At 46.6% G+C, this 22,720-nt stretch carries 19 protein-coding genes; 15 read left to right on the top strand and 4 right to left on the bottom strand.

Annotated elements, in window-relative coordinates:
• Window positions 1–48: 48 nt before the first annotated feature.
• The 6 genes from pulA (ACDJ58_RS22770) (at window position 49) to ACDJ58_RS22745 (ending at window position 8,699) form a co-directional block, all read left to right on the top strand.
• On the top strand, window positions 49–2,100 hold the full coding sequence (gene pulA, locus ACDJ58_RS22770) for a type I pullulanase (RefSeq protein ID WP_413373074.1): 2,052 nt from the start codon (window positions 49–51) through the stop codon (window positions 2,098–2,100).
• A 334-nt stretch (window positions 2,101–2,434) separates the two neighbouring features.
• Window positions 2,435–5,314: a type I pullulanase gene (gene pulA / locus ACDJ58_RS22765; RefSeq protein WP_413373072.1), complete on the top strand. Its 2,880-nt coding sequence runs from the start codon at window positions 2,435–2,437 to the stop codon at window positions 5,312–5,314.
• A 279-nt stretch (window positions 5,315–5,593) separates the two neighbouring features.
• Entirely contained in the window at window positions 5,594–6,226 is a 633-nt protein-coding gene (locus tag ACDJ58_RS22760) for a 50S ribosomal protein L25 (protein ID WP_413373071.1), read from the top strand.
• Between the two features lie 303 nt (window positions 6,227–6,529).
• A complete protein-coding gene (locus ACDJ58_RS22755) occupies window positions 6,530–7,051 on the top strand; it encodes a hypothetical protein (protein ID WP_413373069.1) in 522 nt (173 codons plus the stop codon).
• Between the two features lie 271 nt (window positions 7,052–7,322).
• Window positions 7,323–8,288 carry a helix-turn-helix transcriptional regulator gene (locus ACDJ58_RS22750; protein WP_413373068.1) on the top strand — a complete coding sequence of 322 codons (966 nt, stop codon included), beginning with the start codon at window positions 7,323–7,325 and terminating at the stop codon, window positions 8,286–8,288.
• Window positions 8,289–8,336: 48 nt separating this feature from the next.
• Window positions 8,337–8,699, top strand: a complete 363-nt coding sequence (locus ACDJ58_RS22745; RefSeq protein ID WP_413373067.1) for an HIRAN domain-containing protein — start codon at window positions 8,337–8,339, stop codon at window positions 8,697–8,699.
• Window positions 8,700–8,722: 23 nt separating this feature from the next.
• Here the strand turns inward: ACDJ58_RS22745 and ACDJ58_RS22740 are convergent, their stop codons facing one another.
• Window positions 8,723–9,823, bottom strand: coding sequence for a glycosyltransferase family 4 protein (locus ACDJ58_RS22740; RefSeq protein ID WP_413373066.1), 1,101 nt, complete (start codon window positions 9,821–9,823; stop codon window positions 8,723–8,725).
• 174 nt (window positions 9,824–9,997) lie between these two features.
• On the opposite strand from ACDJ58_RS22740, the gene ACDJ58_RS22735 reads away from it, so the two are divergent.
• From ACDJ58_RS22735 to msrA, 6 genes are all read left to right on the top strand, one after another.
• Window positions 9,998–10,312, top strand: coding sequence for a DUF3817 domain-containing protein (locus ACDJ58_RS22735; protein WP_053779175.1), 315 nt, complete (start codon window positions 9,998–10,000; stop codon window positions 10,310–10,312).
• Between the two features lie 279 nt (window positions 10,313–10,591).
• A complete protein-coding gene (locus ACDJ58_RS22730; RefSeq protein ID WP_053779176.1) occupies window positions 10,592–11,410 on the top strand; it encodes a TerC family protein in 819 nt (272 codons plus the stop codon).
• A gap of 598 nt (window positions 11,411–12,008) precedes the next feature.
• Window positions 12,009–13,472, top strand: coding sequence for an RtcB family protein (locus ACDJ58_RS22725; RefSeq protein ID WP_413373065.1), 1,464 nt, complete (start codon window positions 12,009–12,011; stop codon window positions 13,470–13,472).
• Window positions 13,472–14,776, top strand: coding sequence for an AAA family ATPase (locus tag ACDJ58_RS22720; RefSeq protein WP_413373064.1), 1,305 nt, complete (start codon window positions 13,472–13,474; stop codon window positions 14,774–14,776). The genes ACDJ58_RS22725 and ACDJ58_RS22720 overlap by 1 nt, the downstream gene beginning before the upstream one ends.
• Before the next feature lie 287 nt (window positions 14,777–15,063).
• A complete protein-coding gene (locus ACDJ58_RS22715; protein ID WP_017686880.1) occupies window positions 15,064–15,321 on the top strand; it encodes a GlsB/YeaQ/YmgE family stress response membrane protein in 258 nt (85 codons plus the stop codon).
• A 157-nt stretch (window positions 15,322–15,478) separates the two neighbouring features.
• Complete coding sequence (gene msrA, locus ACDJ58_RS22710; RefSeq protein ID WP_413373063.1) at window positions 15,479–15,997, top strand: peptide-methionine (S)-S-oxide reductase MsrA; 519 nt, start codon at window positions 15,479–15,481, stop codon at window positions 15,995–15,997.
• A 125-nt stretch (window positions 15,998–16,122) separates the two neighbouring features.
• On the opposite strand, the gene ACDJ58_RS22705 is transcribed toward msrA, so the two are convergent.
• Together ACDJ58_RS22705 and ACDJ58_RS22700 are read right to left on the bottom strand one after the other, a co-directional pair.
• Window positions 16,123–16,989 carry a putative RNA methyltransferase gene (locus ACDJ58_RS22705; RefSeq protein WP_413373062.1) on the bottom strand — a complete coding sequence of 289 codons (867 nt, stop codon included), beginning with the start codon at window positions 16,987–16,989 and terminating at the stop codon, window positions 16,123–16,125.
• A gap of 299 nt (window positions 16,990–17,288) precedes the next feature.
• A complete protein-coding gene (locus tag ACDJ58_RS22700) occupies window positions 17,289–18,563 on the bottom strand; it encodes a hypothetical protein (protein ID WP_413373061.1) in 1,275 nt (424 codons plus the stop codon).
• A gap of 256 nt (window positions 18,564–18,819) precedes the next feature.
• On the opposite strand from ACDJ58_RS22700, the gene ACDJ58_RS22695 reads away from it, so the two are divergent.
• The 3 genes from ACDJ58_RS22695 to ACDJ58_RS22685 all read left to right on the top strand — a co-directional run bounded on the left by ACDJ58_RS22695 (window position 18,820) and on the right by ACDJ58_RS22685 (window position 21,099).
• Window positions 18,820–19,416, top strand: a complete 597-nt coding sequence (locus ACDJ58_RS22695) for a restriction endonuclease (RefSeq protein ID WP_413373060.1) — start codon at window positions 18,820–18,822, stop codon at window positions 19,414–19,416.
• A gap of 70 nt (window positions 19,417–19,486) precedes the next feature.
• Window positions 19,487–19,711 carry a hypothetical protein gene (locus ACDJ58_RS22690; protein WP_413373059.1) on the top strand — a complete coding sequence of 75 codons (225 nt, stop codon included), beginning with the start codon at window positions 19,487–19,489 and terminating at the stop codon, window positions 19,709–19,711.
• Between the two features lie 137 nt (window positions 19,712–19,848).
• Window positions 19,849–21,099 (top strand): DNA glycosylase AlkZ-like family protein, encoded by a 1,251-nt coding sequence (locus ACDJ58_RS22685; protein ID WP_413373058.1) that lies wholly within the window; start codon window positions 19,849–19,851, stop codon window positions 21,097–21,099.
• Between the two features lie 105 nt (window positions 21,100–21,204).
• On the opposite strand, the gene fabV is transcribed toward ACDJ58_RS22685, so the two are convergent.
• The gene (fabV, locus tag ACDJ58_RS22680) at window positions 21,205–22,395 is read right to left on the bottom strand and encodes an enoyl-ACP reductase FabV (RefSeq protein ID WP_413373057.1); all 1,191 of its coding nucleotides are present in this window, start codon (window positions 22,393–22,395) and stop codon (window positions 21,205–21,207) included.
• Window positions 22,396–22,720 lie beyond the last annotated feature (325 nt).

The following is a 22,720-nucleotide window of genomic DNA, read 5'->3' as shown; positions in this document are numbered from 1 at the left end:
GATTTGTTCACATCCATTTTATTGCTCATCGAGAGGGGAATATACAGCATGATAGATGATCATCACAAGCTAGACGTAATGAATGTAGTGGATACATACCAAGGAAGAGATCTGGGTGTCACAATGGACCTACAAGCCTGTAATTTCAAAGTGTGGACGCCTGCCGCAAAGCAGGTGGATGTGCTGTTATACCCGCCTTCAACAGGGGGAAGTCCCAATGAACATAAGAATCAGGACGTACAGAAAGAAATACCTATGCATAAGCAGGATCAGGGCATCTGGTCCCTGAAGCTGGAAGGCGAGTGGAACGGTTATCGTTATATGTACAGGGTGACCTTTGAGGGCGGACGACAGGAGATTGCGGTTGATCCATATGCACGGGCTGTGACCATGAATGGAGAAATGGGTGTCATCGTCAGGCTGGATCAGACTCACCCGAATGGCTGGAATGAGGATATTCGTCCAGAACTGGCAAGCCCAGTAGATGCGGTCTTATATGAGCTGCATGTGCGCGATTTCTCGATCCATGAGTCATCCGGCATGAGGCACAAAGGAAAGTATCTGGCTTTTACCGAGACAGGTCTACGCGATTCAAGCGGGAATACGCTGGGGATTGAACATTTGGCTGAGCTGGGAGTCACTCATGTACATCTGCTACCGGTATTTGATTTTGCGACAGTGGACGAATCGAATGCAGATGACGGGACTTCCGATTGCTCACGTTATAACTGGGGCTATGATCCGCTCCACTACAATGTTCCAGAAGGTTCCTATGCTTCACGTGCAGATGAGCCGGAGACAAGAATTCGAGAGTTCAAATCGATGGTACTCGCCCTTCATGAAAAAGGTATCGGAGTCATTATGGATGTGGTGTACAATCATACGTTTGATACCGCACGCAGTTCTTTTGAGAAGCTTGTCCCAGGGTATTACTACCGTCAGAATCCGGATGGCACATACAGCAATGGATCAGGTACAGGCAATGAAGTGGCTACCGAGCGCCCCATGGTGCGCAAGTTCATCATCGACTCTGTACGTTACTGGGCAGAGGAGTACCATGTGGACGGGTTTCGTTTTGACCTGATGGGTCTGATTGACACGGCAACGATGAAAGAGCTCACAGCAGAACTGCATGCCGAGGTTTCTTCGTCCATCCTCTTATACGGTGAACCCTGGGGAGCTCTGGAATCACCACTTGGGGATCAAATGACCCTTAAGGGAGCACAGCGCGAAGCCGGGTTTGCTGTATTTAACGATAACTTCCGTGGAACGATCAAAGGCGATAGTGATGGAACGGGAACCGGATTTGCTACAGGAGCGGAAGGAAAAGAAGACGATATATGGACAGGTGTACGGGGAGCCATTACCGATTTTACGGATAACCCATCTGAAACGATTAATTATGTAACCGTACATGATAATCTCAACCTATGGGACAAAGTTGCCCAGATACAAGGATTGCACGATGAACTGGGATTTATCACATATAACGAGGATGGTCGTGTGAAAGGCAGCGCCAACGTGGAAGAGGTTGTACAGCAGGCGAAGCCATATTTGCACGTTGACCCGGTTCGCATACTGGAGAACGAAACGGTCCGGCGCTGCCTGCTTGCTAATGGCATCGTGCTGACTTCCCAAGGGGTTCCATTGCTTGCAGCTGGAGATGAATTTCTGCGAAGCAAATATGGCGATGCCAACAGTCATGAGAGTGGAGATTCAGTCAATGCCATTCGGTGGCAGAAAAAGCAGACGTTTAAGCCTGTTTATGATTATTATCGTGGCCTGATCTGTCTTCGGCGTGAGCATCCTGCCTTTCGTCTTCGCACCCGGGAAGAGATTGAGGAGCATGTTCGATTGCTTGAAAAAGGAAAAGGGTTGTTGGCCTATGAACTGACAGGAACGGCTGTCGGAGATTCATGGGGACGGATAATAATTATCTACAATGCTTCCAAAGAAACCCGTACAATCTCCGTCCCTTCAGGTACATGGAGTGTGGTTGTAGAGCAGGGGCAAGCTGGAACTGAAACGCTGCGTACAGCCAAGGACGGTCAGGTCAGTGTTCCCGCTATATCCATGACGGTTATATATTCAAGTGAGTGAACCTTTTACCCATGATCCGAAGTTGGTTCAGAGCTGCCACTGCAAGCTCCTCCATACTGTACCCTTTCTTCAATTTGGAGAGAGGGTATTTGGTGTGTTCCCGTCTTTTTTTCATCAGGACAGGTACAAATGCTGTCAATCTATGGCGCTTGTTTACATATGCTGTATCTTGAAAGCGATTGCTGTGAGGAATTGCATCACATTCAATATGCTAATTGAAAGCCTCTGTTCAACCGATATGTTTGAGTACAGACAACCCCGGGTTGACAAATGACGTCCCGCTCCGTAACATCGGGACAACACGAAATCAATGGATATAAAGGCGGTGGGAACGATGCCGGAATGGACATCTTTTCGTTATGAAGGCAACGATCTTGGCTTAATATATACTCGTACAGCAAGCACATTCAAGCTGTGGGCACCTATAGCACAGCAGGTTTCCATACTCATTTTTAATGATGAGGGACGTTACGATGCAAGTGGTAAAGTAACCGAATATGATGACGGACAGAAACGGTCAATGACCCGTGACCCGGATGGAATATGGAGTGTACAGCTTGAAGGGGATTGGGCCGGACATTATTATATGTATCACATTACGCATGATGATCAGCATATTGTAGTGGCACCTGATCCTTACGCTCGTGCTGTATCGGCGAACGGACAGCGAACAGCCATAATTGACCTAGATACAACCAATCCAGTGGATTGGGAAGAGGATGTGAAGCCCGTATTTCTGCGTCCGGCAGATGCAGTTCTATATGAATTACATGTGCGTGACTTCTCCTCCGACCCCCATGCCGATATTCCTTATAAGGGCAAATATTTGGCATTTACGGCTTCTGGGTTGACGGACAGAGGTGGCAACTCCATCGGGGTAGACCATCTTGTCGAACTCGGCATCACACATGTGCATCTTCTGCCTGTAGCGGATTATCAGACGGTTGATGAATTGGCAGCGACAACGGACGCCGGCTCGAATGCCAAATTGCCATACAACTGGGGGTATGATCCACAGCATTATAACGTGCCGGAAGGCTCCTATGCCACCAATCCGCGTGATCCTGCGGTTCGAATCCGGGAATTCAAGGCTCTCATTCATTCCTTGCACCGACAAGGCATTCGTGTTGTGCTTGATGTGGTTTATAACCATACGTATAGCGTGGATGATGGACCTTTTGAACGGATTGTACCAAATTACTATTATCGTTACCGTGAGGACGGCACATTGAGCAATGGCTCAGGTGTAGGCAATGAACTGGCTACGGATCGCCCCATGGTGCGAAAATATATTTTGGACTCTCTCCTGTATTGGGCAGAGGAATATCATGTGGACGGGTTTCGCTTCGACCTCATGGGTCTGATTGATACAGACACGATGAACGAATTGACCCGCGAGCTGAGAGAACAGATTGATCCGGCTTTTCTGATCTACGGGGAGCCGTGGACAGGTGGAGATTCACCTCTGGATCGGAAGACGTTAAAAGGAACACAGCGCGGTCAGGGATTTTCCGTATTCAACGATCATTTCCGCAGTGCCATTAAAGGGGATAGTGATGGTATCGGCAAAGGTTTTGTTACCGGAGCAGAGGGTAGGGAGTACGAAATTGCCATGGGTGTAGCTGGAGCACTGGATGATTTCACATCTTCACCTGTGGAATCCGTCAATTATGTGACGGCGCATGATAATCTCAACCTGTGGGACAAAATCGCAACAACGATGTACCTCAGGCATGATCTCGGTTTCCCGGTATGGAGGGACGGACAGCCCATCGAAGGAGGCAGTGCGGAATCGGCGGTTAAAGCGGCGGACCCTTATCGTTATGTTGATGTGGATGATGTACTTGATCATGAGATGGTCCGTCGTTCCTTGCTCTCAACAGGGATTTTGCTTACCTCACAGGGGATTCCATTTCTCCATGCAGGGGATGAGATGCTGAGATCCAAAGCAGGAGATCACAACAGCTATCGCAGCGGGGATGCCGTGAATACGATAACTTGGGCTAATAAAGCTCGCTTCAGACCTGTTTTTGACTATTATCGCGGCCTGATTCATCTGCGCCGCACACATCCGGCCTTTCGCATGATTAACGCCGAGCAGGTACGGAATCATCTTCGCATGATGCGTGCAGAAGGAAATGTGGTTGCATTTACACTGGATGACGCAGCGAATCAGGATACATGGAATCAGATCGTGGTGATCTACAACGGAACGGGTCAGCAGCAGCAAGTGAGTCTTCCGGAGGGTGACTGGCATATCGTGGTGAATGATCATCAGGCAGGTACAGACCTCATTGATACGGTGAGCGGGACCGCAATGGTAGAACGGTGGTCATTGATGGTACTGTATGACGCGGAGTATGCTGGCGGTGCTGAACCGGCTGTGATTGAGATTCACTCGCCGCGTCTTGTGTACAGTGCCGGAGAGATTGCCGGCTTGCGAGCATCGGTCAGAGACCGTTTTGGTAATGTGGTGGAGAACGCATCTGTGACCTGGAGCTCTTCGAATCCGCACATTATTGCAATTCAATCCGATGGGACAATTCATACGGGGGAAACCGGAGAAGCGACGATCAGCGTCCAATGTGGCACGATTACCACAGAGTGTACGTTGCAGGTCGACGACCTCCATCCGGAACGAATTGAAATTATAGGGGAATCGGTGATGTATACGACACGTGTCAGTCGATTCCGCGCCTTGGTTCTGGATCAATTCGGCCAGCCTTTGCAAGGTATGAAGATACGGTGGAGCTCGTCTCATCTGGAGCATGCGGCGGTTAGTACAGCAGGAATCGTGCGTGCTTTAACACCAGGGTCCACCCAGATTATCGCGGAAGCTGGTGGGATTCAGGCATCGCTGAATATTAAAATCCACAAATCAATTTCGCGAATTGTCACTCTCCGATATGAACGTGAGGATCAGCGTTATGAGGGATGGGATGTCTGGGTATGGGGCACAGGCATGGAGGATGGAGCTATCCCGCTTGAGCGAGTGGGCAATGCAGCAGAAGCCCGTTTTCGGGTGGCTCCAGGATTACATCATCTGGGTTTAATCATTCGGCTGAATGAATGGGAAGCCAAAGATACCTGCGGAGATCGTTATGTTGATATCGGTCCTGAAGACGGAGATGTGCAGATTCACGTTCACAGTGGGTCGGATCAGATGCAGGTTATCCGTGAAAGTGATGAAGAGGATGATCGTCACAGCGCATAGTTGGCTAGGTTATAACTTCATACAAATGGTTGAAAAGTATAAGCTTAACAAGCGGTCGGGAGGTCTCCGGCTGCTTTTTTGTTCATCAAAAAGATACATTTTCACCCGAAAAATAAAAAAACTGTACAAGTCAGTGTTTGAGATGGTCTTTCATTGGGGTAAATATAGATATGGCCCCAGATTCGGCCACGCATGAAAAGGCCGTTCTGGTCTAAGAGAGAAGCTTATGGCTTCCTAACAAATATGAAGTAAGGATCCCTTGAAGGAGGATGTTCAATCATGAAATCCAACGGAAAAATGGCTCAACTTACGGCAACACCAAGAACTGAAAAGAAAGGTGCAGCATTGCGCCTGTTAAGACAAGGCGGACGTGTTCCGGCTGTGGTTTATGGCCCGGGATTAGAAGGTGCCGCGATACATGTAGATGAAAAAGAAATGCTGAAAGTAGCACGTACAGGTCGCTCCGAGATGTTCAACCTCAATCTTGAGGGTGGCAAAACGGTACCAGTGCTGATCAAAGATCAGCAGGAACGCAACGGACGTCTGCTGCACGTGGACTTCCTGCAGATTTCGAAGAACAAGCCGATCAGTGTTAGTGTATCGATCGACTTCCAAGGCACCGCAGCCGGCTCTAAAGCAGGCGGTGTGTTCCAGACACAGGAAACTCAACTGGAGGTCGAAGGACTTCCGGCTGATCTGCCAACCTCCATTGAGGTGGATGTTAGCGGACTGGAAATTGGTGATCGTTTGACGGCTGCGGATATCAAGCTCGATAAAGGTCTGACTCTGGTGACGTCAGGTGATTCTATCATCGCTTCTGTGATGCCGCCACAAGCGGCTGAGGAAGAGCCTACGGCTTCTGCTGATGAAGCGGAACCGGCAGCACCAGAAGAACCAGCTAAAGAAGAATAAGGGATCAGAATATACAATATTCTATATCTCAATCAAGCCCGGTCGTGATGACCGGGTTTTTTTTATGTTGGAAAGGGACCAAGTGGAGTCGCAGGAGATGCGCAATAACGAATGATGTTTTGACTTATGACAGATTGCCACATAGTCGTTATTTGGTATGATGACGGTGGTCTGTTTGCGTGAAATTGCGTTACAGTATACTATGATTCGGAGCAACAATTAACTTCGTTTGAAATGGCAGCCTGATTTGCCATGGAAAAGCCAAGTAATCGGGTATAATTTGCACAAGAAGGCAGGTCTCACATGATGTTTGATCCGACGATTTATGACAATTTAAAAGTAGGTTTCGAAAATCACCTGTATGATCTTGATAATTTGGATGAACTTATTTCCATAACGAATCGGAAGGATCAGCTTGAGATGGCGCGTATGTCCAGAGAGTTCGTACTGCAATTCTGCCTGAGAGATTGCCCTGATGTAACAGGCGAAGTGGTACTGAGCACATCGCTTGAGGATCTCGCGGCTGAGATTCTGGAGACACCAGGTGGTCCATCAGGTTGCCGTTTGCGACTGCGGTTCAGAATGGTTGTTAAGGAGCCTGAGACTCAATGTCCAGCGATTAGTTCCATATTACAAGAGAGCTGGCCGGAACAACGAAAATTGCAGCATATTCAGTATATATTTGAAGATCAGCCAGCAACTTACGCTGTCACAGCTGAAGTACATTTTGACCGCAGTGTGAATGAAGATCAGATGGGAGATATCCCTGTTCTGTGCGACCATATGGTCAATGTGCTGACTAAATTATTGCAATTGCACAAATAAACAAGCGAAAAGGTCTTGTCTCTGGTAAAAGAGACAAGACCTTTTTTTATTTTTTTGAATGCCAAATAGGCTATCAGGCGTAGGTATAAGGACTTGAGGTTAATATTTTACGCAAGCAAGTAAGAGAATGTATATTTAATAAGCCGAATAAGTGCGATTGAACTATATACATAAGGTGAAATTGCGAAAGTGAGTTTGGGACTAAAGATTTAGTACCGGACTAAAGGAACTAGTTTTCCTTGCCGATAAAATATCGAAGGGGAGAAACTACATGACAGAGAAATTAATTCGTCTTCTGCGTATACTTCAGGCTATACAAGCGAATCCCGGAATTTCCGCCAAAGAATTGGCGTTGAAATGCGGTACAACTGTGCGCACGATTTATCGCGATCTCCGAATTTTGGACAGGGTTGCCCCTATCATGAATGAAGGTTATGGCAAGGGGTATCGGTTCATTGGTGAATTTGCCATGTATCCTCTGGATTTTACCGAACAGGAAGCGATGGTGTTCTCCATGCTTCCATCCGTGGTGGATACTTCGCAACTCCCGGCTGAATTTGATTCAGCCTTTGACAAGGTGATGACAGCCCATACCAAAATGAAAACGAGAAACAGTGACATTGTAGAAAATATCGCAGGTATTATTCGTATGGGCACACCTGCATACCGGGAAGAAGGGAAGTATCCCAACTTGCTTATTCCAGTCATTGAAGCCATTCTGGATCAACAAACGATTCGAACCCAATATCACACGCTTACGAAAAATGAAATAACGGTCCGCGACATTGACCCCTATTACCTCATTCCGCGCGATCAGCGTTTCTACTTGATTGGTTATTGCCACTTGCTGCAGAAAGTCCGTTTGTTTCGGATCAGTCGCTTTCTGGACGTTATACAGACCAATACCCATTTTGTTATGGGTGATTTCAACATAACGCAGTTCATGAAAAACACATGGTCCATTGATCGTGGGGATAAACTTATCCATTTCAAAGTAAGATTCACTGAGAAAGTGGCCCCCTACATAAAAGAAGAAGAGATGTTTGTTCGTCCACGAATGACAGATTTGCCTGATGGCGGATTGTTATTTGAAGTAACGCTGAACAGTAGTCGTGAATTCCTGAAATGGTTATATCAATTTGGCCCCGAAGCGGAGGTCCTTGAACCTCGCGAATATCGTAAAGAAATTCGTAAACAACTCATAGAGTGGATGAAGCATTATGAGGAAGATCAATAAATTCAACCCATCTAAATTTTAAAAAAATGTGTAAAAGGAGCTTTTTCGATGATTACCAAATTATTTGCAGCCATGTATGGAATGGAACATTATCATGGTGTAGAAGCTTTAAATGTAGGCGATATCCTGTTTCTGGTCAAAGACCCCGACAATCGGGTGGACCCTCGAGCCATCAAGGTAGTGGTTCCTCCCATTGGGACGGTTGGATATATTGTTAATAATCCCCTGCTCGCTCCTCACGGCTGCTGGACAGGCTCGGGAATCTATGATGCTTTCCGTCAACAGACCTGTGCTAAAGTGAGGTTTGCCATGAAAGATATGATTATTGTGGAGTTAATTGAAATGATGTATGTCCCTGTTCCGCATATGGATAGCTTTATTGCAGATTGGCAGTCGCGTGAAAAAGCCTAACGAAAAGCACGGCGTAACAAGATTTATCCGCGGATGAGTCTTGTATAGGCTGCTTCAAGATGCGTGGCTGTTCGGGCCCAACTGAAATGTTCAACTGCACTGGCACGCCCGGCATCTCCAAGAAAATGAGCAAGAGCGGGGTTGTCTGCCAGTTTATACAGGTAAGCAGCGAAACTTTGGGGTTGGTTATAATGTCTCACCAGGTATCCGTTACTTCCAGATGTAATGATTTCACGAATGCCTCCATTGTCTGAAGCAATGACGGGTAGTCCCGAAGCCATAGCTTCAACATTAACCAGCCCGAAGGCCTCATGTTGTTGGGAAGGGCACACCAGGCAGTCCACAGCTCTGTACAAACGGTCAATGCGTTCATGGGCGATCTGACCTCGAAAGGAAGCATCAACCTTTAATTTTCGGGCAAGCTGCCGCAGTTTGCGGACGTATACTTGTGGCCCTCTGCCTGCAATGATAAGTTGCACGGGTACCTGCTGCTGAAGAAGGGATACTGCACGAATGAGCACATCCACGCCTTTGCCGGGAATCAGTCGGCCTACATACAGAATGGAGAATGGCCCTGTAATACCGAACTGCTTCCGCAGAAGCTGCTGCTCTCCTTTAATTGCAGGCAAAAAGCGGCTTAGGTCCGCGCCAAGTGGGACAACACCCATCCGTCGTTTCAAGGATGGGAATCGGCGACTCAGTCTTTGTCTAAGGGATTGACTGTTGACGGCAATCCAATTCGCTTTTTTTAACAGCGCTAATCTTGCAGGCCCTGGTTGTGCAAAGGTTAACGAGTGAAGATAGAGCACCACAGGCAACGAAGGGAAAGCGCGTTTAATTGCAGCCATACTATGTGGTCTGTTGTCTACCTGGATAAGATCGAAGGGTTGGATTTTCAGAAAACGGATAACTGACCTTGTGTACTCGCTGGGGCTGGTTGCTGGCAAACGCCGGATGGTAATGTCATCTATTTGCTCTGTAATGGCTAGATCGGGCATCTGACGGCTTATGATCGTCACCTGGTGACGGAGTGCAAGTTCGCGAGCAATGCCGAGGATGCAGATTTCGACTGATCCGTTACCTGGGACTGGCAATTTTTCCGGTGCTATGAGGGCTATTTTCATCAACAGGTTCCTCCTTGTCCATATTCGCAACAATCTATCTTGGTCATATATCCTATGTGCATCGGATGGATTTGGCTCCTGTAGAACTGCGCGTGAGGGTAAATTTCGTTTTTGTGATATACTGTACGGGATGCAATGAATTCGTTGCGCGTATTTAGAAGCAGGAGGAAAAAAATGTTACATTCAACACTCAGCCGCTTTCGACTGCTGTTGTGGTTGCAGGGGCTTTCATATGTGCTGTTGTTATTTGTTGCTTTTCCATTACGAGAATCAGGGATCATGCCTCAGGCAGTCACGTGGTTTGGCAACATCTATGGCTTTTTATTTCTGATGTATTTATTATTTATGGTGAGTCTTTATACCACGCAAAAATGGCGTTTACGTCGTCCAATTGCTTTATTTTTTGTCTCGTTTATCCCGCTGGGCAATTTCATCTATGATTTGCTGGTCTTTCGCAAGCTGGACCGCAGTCGGTCAAATAAAGCTTGACTTTGCTTATCGTTATGAATATGATGAGAACAGATTATTGAACCTGTTTCAACTTAAAACTAAATATTCCTGATGTTAAAGGGGAGTAGCTTTCACAGTAAAGTCGTCAGTTCGGGATTCCATCCCCGGCTTTATTGGCAGCAATTTTGTTGTTAGCGAGACCTTTACCAAGTTTTCATACTGGGTAAAGGTCTCTTTTTGTGAATAAAAAGGACCTTACCAGTAATGGTAAAGGTCCTTTTTTTTGTACATCATAAGGATACTAAGGAGGAGTCAATTTTGGATTTGTCATTATTATTGGAGTATGGGTGGGTTCTCGTCGTATTAGTAGTCCTGGAGGGATTGCTTGCAGCGGATAATGCATTAGTTCTCGCCATTATGGTTAAGCATTTACCTGATGATAAACGCAAAAAAGCGTTATTTTATGGGTTGATGGGTGCATTCATTTTCCGATTGGGTTCGTTGTTCCTGATCTCGTTCCTGGTGGACGTGTGGCAGGTTCAAGCGATTGGGGCCCTGTACCTGTTGTACATCTCCATTAACCACATTATTAAAAAGGTTATGGGTAGCCGAAACAAAACAGATGAAGCGGCTGATTCCGCTCCCAAAAAACAAAAAAAACAATCTGGTTTCTGGATGACTGTATTCAAGGTGGAAGTGGCAGATATCGCATTCGCGGTTGATTCCATTCTCGCAGCTGTGGCGCTGGCTGTTGCCTTGCCGCCAAGTGGTCTGCCTCCGATCGGCGGACTTGACGGTGGACAATTTATCGTCATCTTCCTCGGCGGATTTATCGGTCTCGTCATCATGAGATTTGCGGCTTCCTTCTTCGTTAAGTTGCTTCATTCCCGTCCAGGCCTTGAAGTTGCAGCCTTCGTTATCGTCGGCTGGGTTGGGGTTAAGTTGGCTGTTATTACACTTGCACACCCTTCACTGGGCGTTCTGGATGAGCATTTCCCGGAAAATAAAATTTGGAAATTTGGATTCTACATTGTGCTGATTACGATTGCAGTATGCGGTTGGTTCCTGTCTTCCAAGGTGCCTGAAAAAGAAGATGAAAATCCTGTGGAAGAATTGGAAAAACAAGCAGGGAAATGATAAGATGCAAAGTCAAATCTGTCAAAACATGTACCATCAATAATCGATATCTAATCTCATGATATGCATGAGTAAGCAGGGTCTGTTCCTTACAGACCCTGCTTTTTTTTATATAAGTTATTGGCACGGAGTTAAATCTAATGCATATGCAAAATAGGGGATTTTCCAAGAAAAGGGTTGACACATCGAAACAAGTCCGCTTAATATAAACATAATATTAATGAAGGGAGGCCGAGAGATATGATGGTTGGTTATGATTTGAAATTCACAAAGACACTACGAAGCACAGACACAATTGTATATCCAGTTCATCGTCTCTTTGGCCTCATACGGGCGACATAGGGGAAGATGCATATCGTTTATCCTTGGAACGTTATTAATCGATATGCTACTCTCGGCGTATATAGCAATGGAGAACAGACGCGGCATGTTCATGCTGCTTTTGTTTTCCGTTATTGTCATGAAGAAGTCACGGGCGAACTGTCCGTGGCTTCTTTTTTGTTGTACAGAACATGGATATGAATTCGGAATAACGTTAGGTTCAATTTTTGAAATGAACCGAACTAGCGGAACGTACAGGAAGGAATAATAAACATTTATGAATACAAAACCTAATTTATTTACAAGTCAAAACGAACTCACAGCTGGCTACCGACATGAAGTCAAATTGCCTGCTGGGGACTTAACGGTATATGCGGCACAACAACTATTCAGCTCATTGGACTATAAGGTGTTCGAGATGGCGAACAACAATCTTCAAATTCCGGGTATTTCCTATATGAGCTATACGCCTGACGTGCATGTCGGTGTAGGTACCTGCATCGGCACAACGGCGGTATGGGATGCCAATAGTGGCTATGTATCTCCATCCATCGTAGGCAGTGATATAGGCTGTGGCATGCGGGTGCATATGACCAATTTGCATAAGGATGACCTGAAAGACGTGAAGCTGCGCCGTAAACTCGTGAAAGCCATTGAGAAGGTGCTGCCGATGGAGGCAAATCAGCGCGGTCATTACTCGGACATTCGTTTGGAGCATATTGTGCGCAAGGGCTTGCATGGCTTACCCAAAAAATATATCCCGGACAGCTATACACCGAAAAAATCAACTTCCATCACTCATGTGGAGAGCAGCAAATTTGCCTTTGATGAGGAAGTGTTGAATCTGGTACCGGATATGACTTGGCATCGGGCTCATCGCCAGTTAGGAACTTTGGGTGGAGGCAATCATTTTGCCGAGATTCAAGCGATTGAGATTGCTGAGGGAAATCGGGAGATTGCGGAAGCCTGGGGTCTGTACGATGGACAAATTGTTGTAATGATTCATTCCGGTTCCCGGGCCTGGGGCGGGTATGTAAGCCAAACCAGTTCATCGGCGATTGCGAAAATGATGCAGCGAAATGGTCTGGGGACATCCGATCCAAGACTGGTTTTTGCTCCGCTTGAACATGCGGAAGGTCGCCATTACGTTGATATGATGTATTCTGCGCTGAATTATGCTGTGGTGAACCGCCACCTGATTGCTTATGCAATTCGCGAAGCTTTTCGGGATGTGTTTGGTCCAAAATGCGAATTCCGTACCCTCTATGATCTGATGCACAACTATGCATGGGAGGAATCGCACGCGGATCAAGGCTCGGTCTTTGTACACCGCAAAGGAGCTACACGTGCATTGCCTGCAGGTCATCCGGATAATCCGAAGCCATATCTGGCAACAGGTCATCCTGCGCTTATTCCCGGTTCAATGGGGACTGCTTCGTATATCATGGTAGGTCAACCTGAGGGGAAGGATAACTATTATTCGATCTGTCATGGGGCAGGACGCATTCGTTCGCGGACAGCAACGAAGCGCCTGGTTACCGTAGAGGATTTTGCCTCAGCGCTGGGCGTGGGAACTGCAGATGAGATTGTGGTGAACCAGCGTTCACTTGAATCGATTATTGATGAATCGCCGCAAGCGTATAAAAATGTCGATGAAATTATTGATAGTGTTACCGGCGCAGGTCTGGCTCAAGTTGTAGCCAAATGTAAACCACTTGCCGCTGTGAAGGGAGCTAAGTAATGAACATAGATAAAGAACAATTGAATCATAATAGAGTCATCTATTCCTATGAGGAGCAACAAGACAGTCAAATCCGAAACGAAGGCTATGCCATATATGCCCGCTTGATTCGAGGCATCATTGAAGCGCTTGGCAATCGATACGGAGTTCGTTATGAACTCTATGCCAGCGATGATCCAAACAGTGAATACTGGGATCTGCTAAAAGAAGATCTGCAAAGCAACAGTACGGACGTGGAATTGGTTGCCCGGATTTTCGAAGATCTGGAGCTACGTACACTGCACTATGAGGATGATGGAGATGCACCAACATATGGTGTGCATTATTCGATTCGCAACAATGTATTTGCCTATCCCCAGTGGGGCGTAGCTCTCGTCCGCATTCCATTCTTCCGGGAGAACGGGATCTACAATGAAGATTTTGTTTTTGCTACAGGAGAAGAGGAATTGAAGCGATTTCTGGGCAGTGTACGGGAACGGGAACGGCAGCAAAATATGAAAAAGGTCACGGTATACACGGATGCCCGCAATGGCAGTGACCGGCATGTCGAATCCATTACCCGCTCTGTGGGGAGAGATGAGGTCGTGCTTTCTCCGCAAATTAAACAGGATATTTTCCGTTCGTTGGACCAGTTTTTCGAGGCGGATCGCTCCTTTTATCGAGACTATGATATTCCTTACAAACGTGGCATCCTGCTGTATGGTCATCCTGGAAACGGGAAAACAACCCTCGTAAAATCCATTGCGGGAAGCATACCGGGGCCAGCTGCATACTGGCAAATTACCGAATACACAAACAGTGAATCGGTACGTGAAGTGTTCGAAGCAGCCAAACGTCTGGCACCAATGGTGTTGATTATTGAGGATATTGATTCCATGCCGGATGAAGTCCGGTCCTTTTTCCTGAATACACTGGATGGGGCAACGTCCAAAGAGGGGATTTTTCTAATTGGTACAACGAATTATCCTGAGAAAATAGACCCGGGGCTCATGAACCGTGCCGGACGGTTCGATCGGGCTTATGAAATACCGCTACCGGATGAAGGGCTGCGCCTGCAGTATTTGCACCAGCGCGGCTTCAGAACCTTCGCGGGGGAAGAGGGTACTCTCGAAGCAGCGCGATTGACAGATACCTTTTCTCTTGCCCAGCTTGGAGAGCTGTATGTCAGTGCAGCGCTGGAATGGCACCAGAATGGCCAGACGGACATTGTGCAGATCATTCAGTCGATGCGAGGAGAGCTGGACAAGAGTCATAAGCATAACTGGCTGACCCAGCCAGGTAAAGGCCGTGCAGGTTTTTATTAATCGAATATAACCGTTAAAATATTCTCACCTCAATTGGTTATACTAAGGCTGTCTGAACCAACATACAATGACTTTCGGGAGGTATATAACGCAGTCTTGAGCTGTGTAAGATGCCGGGAAAGTGATGCGATCTGTTTTCAATCCTGTGTTATGGGCTGTTTGGGCAGAGAATAGGGCATATGAACAAAAGGTAATATACAACAATTTTCATGCCAGTTGTTTAAATGCTTCTGTAGCGGTTAATAGTAGACAGACAACAACAAAAACTTTAATTAGAGGTGAATGATATGGGTTGGTTATGGTCATTAATTATCGGTGGTATCATTGGATGGTTGGCAGGTCTGATTGTTGGTCGTGACATTCCCGGCGGCGTTATCGGTAACATCATTGCCGGTTTTATTGGCGGATGGTTAGGCGGAGTGATTCTGGGAGACATGGGTCCAGAAATGGGCGGATTCTACATAGTACCGGCATTAATTGGTGCCATCGTACTTGTAGCGATTGTGAGCTTGATCTTCCGTTCTATGGGTCGAAGCCGCGGGTAACGAATTCAAGATCTCTTGAATTTACAGTAAGTCGGCAACAAGCAGTTTGAAATATAACAGATGCTTCTGAAGAGGTTGATGGAAGTCCACAGACGTGGCTTTCCATCAACCTCTTTTTGTTTTAAGATATAGGTACAATAGAAAGGGATGAGTGTGAATGGAAAAAGCTACATTTGCCGGCGGATGTTTCTGGTGTATGGTTACACCATTTGAGGAGCAACCAGGCATTCATGGTATTGTATCTGGCTATTCCGGCGGTCACGTCGATAATCCAACATATGAGCAGGTCAAAACCGGGGAGACCGGTCATGTCGAGGTCGTTGAAATTACATTTGATCCAGAGGTATTTCCGTATGAACGTCTGTTGGAGCTATACTGGCCCCAGACGGACCCAACCGATGACGGAGGGCAATTTCAGGATCGTGGGAGTCAGTACCGGACAGCGATCTTTGTCCATAATGAGCGTCAACGTGAGCTCGCAGAGCAGTCCAAGCAGGAGCTGGCAGCAAGCGGGCGATTCAATCAACCGATTGTGACGGAGATTCGGGATGCAGTTGTATTCTATCCGGCAGAAGATTACCACCAGGATTATCATAAGAAAAATGAGAAGCATTATAAAGAAGACCGTGCGGTATCCGGACGGGATGAATTTATTGAAGAAAACTGGAATAATTAATTCTATTTCATTAGACCAATTTGCATCAGATCTTATTGAAAAAGCCGGGAGAGTTCCAACAGGAACTTCCCCGGTTTTTTGATTGTTCAATGATTAAGAGAATGTTATCTCAATGGCTAAAGAACTTATCTCCGTTTTCCCACCAGTATTTCTAAATCAATCGTAATCTGCGATAAGGACTCTTGAACACTGGCTATGGCTGATTCCGTCCCATGCCAGGAGAGTGGTGTCATATGAATGAGTGAATTCATCATGATTTCCGATACGGGCAGAGTGTATGTTACCGGAATGCTGTCTATGAGATGATGATGCTTGGTAAATCGGTCCAATACATACTCTCTGCCGTCTAGTTGATGAGATCGGTCCGGAAACAAAAGCTCTCTCATTTCCATAAGATATCGGTCACGGGGAATCACTTTGATGATCCAGCCATCCTTCTTCATCACTCGCCCGAACTCTTCATAATTCGAAGGGGAGAGGATATTCAGGATCACGTCCAGTTGCCCCTCTGCAAAGGGGCTATAAGCAAGATCACCAACAAACCAGACTTGCTGGTCGTAGGTAGAAGAAGCCATGGCAATTCCCTCTTTGGAGATGTCGATCCCCCAGCCCACAGCTGGAGTATCCTGTGTAATCTGCTGCAAAAGAGATCCTTCTCCTGCACCTGCGTCCAGAATATGCAAGGGCTGACTGCTGCCATTGGAGTAACCTTCAATCCAATGGCGAATGATATCGGTCAGAGGCGTATAGATAGCAGTTTGAGATAAAATATTCCTTTTGGCCGTAAATAAACGTTTGTCATAGTTGCCCTTGAAAAAACGTGTCATGAAATTGATATAGCCTTGTCTTGCCAAATCAAAGGTATGCCTGGATCTACATTGAATATTGTCCCGACTAATCGTTGTCATTGTGCGATGACAGATGGGACATTTAAGCATATGGATGTATGGATAAATAAGCGCAGCACTACGTTCTCTGCGATGGATTGACATGGAATAGCACCCCATTCATTCAGATCTGGATAACTGAAGAAAAGGGCATAACAAATAAACCTCTATCGTACATTTTAAAAAAAGAGGTTATGTTATGCCCCAAGTTATCTGTATCGAATGAATTGAATAATCATGGGAGGGCTACGCTCCTTTGCCAATCAAGAGTAGGGTGAAAAAGTGAACGATACTATTATACCAGTTTGCGCAGAGAGGATAAACGGAAGGGGACCCTACATAGTTGTGTGAAATAACAGAGCGCCCTGTTAACCGTTAGTCGGTCAACCAGAGCGCTCCAATTACTATTTTGCTGAGGCTGTCTTCAATACATACTTGGATAATGCATCGTCATTGATCTGATAGATAATATGATCGTTGTACGTTGAATATCCATCGAGCAATCCAGGAGAGGATGCAAACGAATATTCATGTACGGTATCCAATGTTTGCGGATCGAGAATATAACCTTTTTTGGCGAAATCAAGTTTGTACTGTCCGTCCTGTGTACGATCAACCTGCATAAGTATAGGCTGCTCTTCCTTGAAAGTACGTTCGGTCACTTGGCCTTTCATGGTGTACAGTTCCAGCTTTTGGCCTGTAAACAGGGTATAACCATTGCCTGCGGTCTGAACATAGGCATCACCGGCAATGGCACGGCCCCAGGCGAGTTTGCCATCGGTGCCAAAGCCCATCAGCTTGTTACCCGTGTTCGCAAAATTGGCACGCATGATCACGGAGCCATCTTCCAGAATGGCCAGTGATTCACCGCCACCGTCTCCCAGGGTGTTGGCATTGCTCGGGAACTGATAGAAGGAAAGACGATTCAGCGTACGATCATAAATCTCCACTTTGGGATTAGCGGCAGGCTGCCAGAAGCTGCCCACTTTGGTTTGTTTGCTGGCATCGACTACGATTCGGTCACTGCCTGCTTTGAGCACAGCTCCGTTGATTGTTTTTTCCGTAATCAGTTTTCCCTTTTTGTCATACAGCGAGATGGCTGAACGAACAGAGCCGTTCGATTGAACACCAGGGCTCGAAGCGATTAATAACGTATCGTCGTCCAGAAGGTACATGGATGATGAATTACTCACGTTTTTGACCCAGTTGGTTTTGCCGGAAGTATTGAAGGAGTATACCTTTTTGGTTCCATCCGAATATTCCATATATACATAGGCTGTGCCGTTGCTGGTATATAGTGAATTGGAGTAGGTTGTATAAGGCCCGCTTTTCTCATGGAAAATAACGTTCCATTTCAATTGTCCGGTCGTGGCATCCAGCGCCTGAAGTGAATCCAGCTGCCAATCCAGCTTGGTATTGCTGCTTGTTTTGGTCACGGGCTGGGAGGAATGCACGTACACCAGGTTTTTCGCAGGTACTGCGTTCAATTCGTTGACGATAACGTCTTTCTCCGTATTCACTTGCGTAAGTGCCAGAGAAGATGATGTCCATGCAGGCTTGGGCAATGGTACATTTTGTTCTGCGGCCGCGTAGCTTGGTGTATGCAGGCTGAAGAGGAGCGTGCCACTGAGAAGAAGCGCAGCCCATGTTTTGGACTTTCGTTTGTTGGATGAATGCAAGTTATAAACCACCTTTCTTCGATTCAAAATAGAACCGATTGTTGAATTCTACCATTTCATACATGTTAAATTCAACCTGAGTGTCTGTAACCTTTTATGATAGAGGTATAAAATTATTGTTGTTTCGAGAAGTTCGAGGGTTACAGGGAATTCATCTTCTTTCTGTTACGAGAGAAGTCTGCTATATTTAGTCGGGTGACGAGGGCTAAGAGGGGTTCTAGCCTGCCAGATTAGAGGAACGACAAGGAGAACAGACATGAATTGGAATGAAAATATGACCACGGTGGGTATAGGTGTTATTGTCCTTCTACTGATCATTGCCTGGATCATTCGCCGTATAATTCGGCGAGGGCAGCGCATACGAAGTGAGGCCAATCCGCGTAAGATTACGATTAAGGATATCGATAAAATGCAGGATGGATCGGAATTTGAACTGTACCTGTATCATTTATTCCAACAACTCGGTTATGCCGAAGTACATAAGACCACAAGCAGCCGAGATTTTGGTGCGGACCTTGTGTTTGTGGATAGAGCAGGCAGAACTAATGTCATTCAGGCCAAACGTTACGGAGCGAATCATCCGGTTGGACTCAGCGCAGTGCAGGAGATTTACACGTCCATGCGTTATTATGAAGCAGATCGATCCATTGTGCTCACCTCAGCCAGATATACGGAAGCATGCCGGACGCTGGCAGCGGTCAACGGTGTGAAGCTGCTGGACCGGGAAGATCTGCTGGACCTGATCATGCTGTTTAAATCCAGAAGAATGGAAGAAGCACTGGAATTGATTGAGGAAGACGATCAGGAACCTGTGGAAACATGGCAATCACGACGGAAAAGAGTTCCACGTTAATCACCTTCACTTGTCTGCCTGCACATGATATATTGAGTGCATACCAACCAAGGGAGTGTGTTCAATTATTATGGCACGTACACAAACGCAAAAAGCATTGCGCAAAGCAGAGCGGTCAGGACAATGGTGTCCGGAGCAAAGTCGGAGAGTAAACGGAGATTATGGAACGTTATCCCAGCATGTCCGACTCATGCCCACGAAACAGGAAAAATTGCAAAAGGTCAAACACAAGAAGCGGACCAAGGATGGTGGTGCTTCTTTTTATTTTGTCTATGGTGTGCGTAGTGCAGCATAAGCATCAAAATTTTAAAAAAAGCTCTTCTTTCGATTGGTATGACATCCCTTGGACTGTTAAAATCAATGTATCTCTTTTGAATTGGATCATTATAGCTATACATCCTCCTATCTTCGATGAAGGGAAGAATTCTACATATGACAACAGCGCTTCGCATGAATAAGAAAATCGTTCGGCGTTTTTTGCTGCAAACGCAATCTTTATTGGGACGTTGGCCTGCCGCTTCCTTGCCTTCGAGTCCTGAACAGGTGATGCAGCTGATTCGCTCCCTTGGCTGCGTACAGATTGATCCTGTCGCTGCCGTAACCGGAAATCAGCATTTGGTGCTGGGCGCTCGTGATCCGGGCTATACCTCCGAATATTTACATACTTTGTTGAGTGATCATAAAGTGTTCGAATATTTTGCCAATGCTGTATGTGTTATTCCGATCGAAGATTATGCGATGTTTGAACCTGTACGTGTCCGATTACGCGATCGCCTGGCGCCTTCCCTGCAAGGGCTGGAAAATACGGTGCAGCATGTGCTGAAGCGTTTGGAAGAAGAGGGACCGCTCCCGTCAAGAGCTTTTCGTGCTGTCGAACGGGTAAGCGGATATTGGGACAATGCGGATGTGCCGAAAACGAAGGATACCTCGCTAGCATTAAATCTGCTGCTGGATTCGGCTGCCATTCGTGTCGTGGCAAGGCAGGGCAATGAACGTTATTTTCATATTACTGAATCCGGACTGCTGGAGCAGGGCCAATCCATGACAGCGGAGATCGATCTTTTGACTCAAAGGCAGTCTCTGATGGACAAGTACATTTACGCATATCGGGTCGTGGATGTCCGAGATCCACGATTGGGCTGGATGAAATCCACCGCTGCTGAACGTCGGAATGATATGGCTGCACGTGTCGCAGATGGTCGCATGATCCCACTGGAGGTAGAAGACGTTGCGACGCCTTATTACATTCGTACAGAAGATGAAGGTTTGTTGCGTGAGATGGAAAGGGAAGAGCCGCATTATGATCCATCAGGTCCGGTACGATTCTTGCCTCCGCTGGACAATCTGCTGTGGAGACGGGAACGGATTGTGGATTTATTTGATTTCCATTATAAGTGGGAGATTTACACACCAGAGGTGAAACGAACTTACGGATATTACGCCATGCCCATTCTCCACGGAGATCGGCTGATTGGACGCATGGACCCGCGACTCGATCGCAAAACGGGCGTGCTAACGGTTCGGTTGTTATCGATGGAAGAGACTGCTCCGCCTGTGGAGGAATGGATCGCGGATTTTAGGGAGGGACTCCAGTTCTTTGCAAGGATGCATGGAGCGCGATCCATCACGGTAGAGAAGACAGTGCCGAAAGAACTGAAAAAACAGCTCAAGTCGATCTTATAGGATCGGTAGACGTCAAAAAGGGAGCGAAAGCTCGCTCCCCTAAGGCTGGATCTGGACATGTAATAATGCTTGTTACTCCATTCTCGCAGCCAAATTAGTTTTCAATTAACGCAGATGTGGTACTTCAACATTTGGATCAACATCTGCTTCATAATCCACACCGTCGGTTTCAAAACCAAACAGTTGGAAGAATTCTTGACGGTATCCTACCAAATCGGATAGATCGTAGATATTTTCGGTGGTCAGCTCGTTCCAGAGCTTCGCCACTTCTTCCTGAACGTCTGCTCTCATCTCCCAATCATCAATACGAATACGCCCTGCTTCATCGGTCGGAACTTCTCCTCCCGCATAGAGGCGATCAGCGAACAAACGTTGCAATTGCTCGATGCAGCCTTCATGTAAGCCTTTTTCCTTCATGACTTTGTACAATGCAGAGATATACAACGGCACCACTGGAATTGCGGAGCTTGATTGGGTTACCAGCGCTTTGGCTACGGTTAGGTAAGCACGTCCGCCCTTTGCACTTAGACGATCATTCAGCTTGTGGGCTGTTGCTTCCAGATGGTTTTTGGCCTGACCGATGGAACCATCACGATAGATCGCATGCGTAAGTTCAGGACCGATGTAAGAAAAGGCAATGGTTGTTGCATTGTCGGCGAGTACACCACCTTGTTGCAAGGCATCCATCCACAGTTCCCAATCATCTCCGCCCATCACGGCCACGGTCTGGCGAATTTCTTCATCGGATGCCGGATCAATCGTAACGGACGTTACTTCTCCCGTATGGAAATTGACTGTTTTGTTTGTGTACGATTGTCCAATCGGTTTGAGCACGGAGTTGAATACTTCACCGGTATTCGGATCGGTACGGCGTGCCGACGCTACGCTGTAGACAACCAAATCAACCTGACCGAGTTCGCTGCGAATCAGTTCAACGGTCTTTTCTCTTGTTTCGTTGGCAAAGGCATCACCTGTGATGCTGTATGATTTCAGTCCTGCTTCTTCCGCAGCTTTCTCAAATGCAGCGGAGTTGTACCAGCCTGCTGATGCCGTACGTTTTTCAGTGGAGCTGCTTGGGCGGTAAATACCGATGGTGTTGGCTCCGGCACCAAATGCGGATACGACGCGCGAAGCGAGCCCATATCCAGTGGAGGCTCCGATGACGAGTACATTCTGCGGTCCGTTCAATTGCGGTTGGGATTTTACATAATCAATTTGTTCCTGCACTTGTGCAGCACAGCCTACAGGATGGGAAGTTGTACAAATAAAACCACGTGTTCTTGGTTTAATAATCATTCATTTGCATCCTTTCATATTCAACTCTTGTTCATCATTAATGGATAATGCTCTGGTACATACCTCCTTATTGTAAAACAATTGCCTCCGAAACGGAAACCGTTTCGATGGATTTGGCTAAAAGACGGTATCCGGCTTCGCATCCTGGATGATATTATATAATTTGAACTAAACATTTACACGATAACGGAGAGGACAGAACAGATCTGGAGAAGCGAAGCGTTCGCCTTTATCCCCGGATTTTCCCCTTCTATAAGGGATTCCAAAAAATCTGGGGATAACAGCGATCGGAAGATGGTTCTTGCCACGCAGTGCTCTAGTGTAA

It is taken from the genome of Paenibacillus taichungensis (assembly GCF_047302525.1).
Lineage (GTDB): Bacteria > Bacillota > Bacilli > Paenibacillales > Paenibacillaceae > Paenibacillus > Paenibacillus taichungensis_B.
Note: the sequence above shows the minus strand (reverse complement) of the source record. Positions and strands in the feature narration are given on the sequence as shown.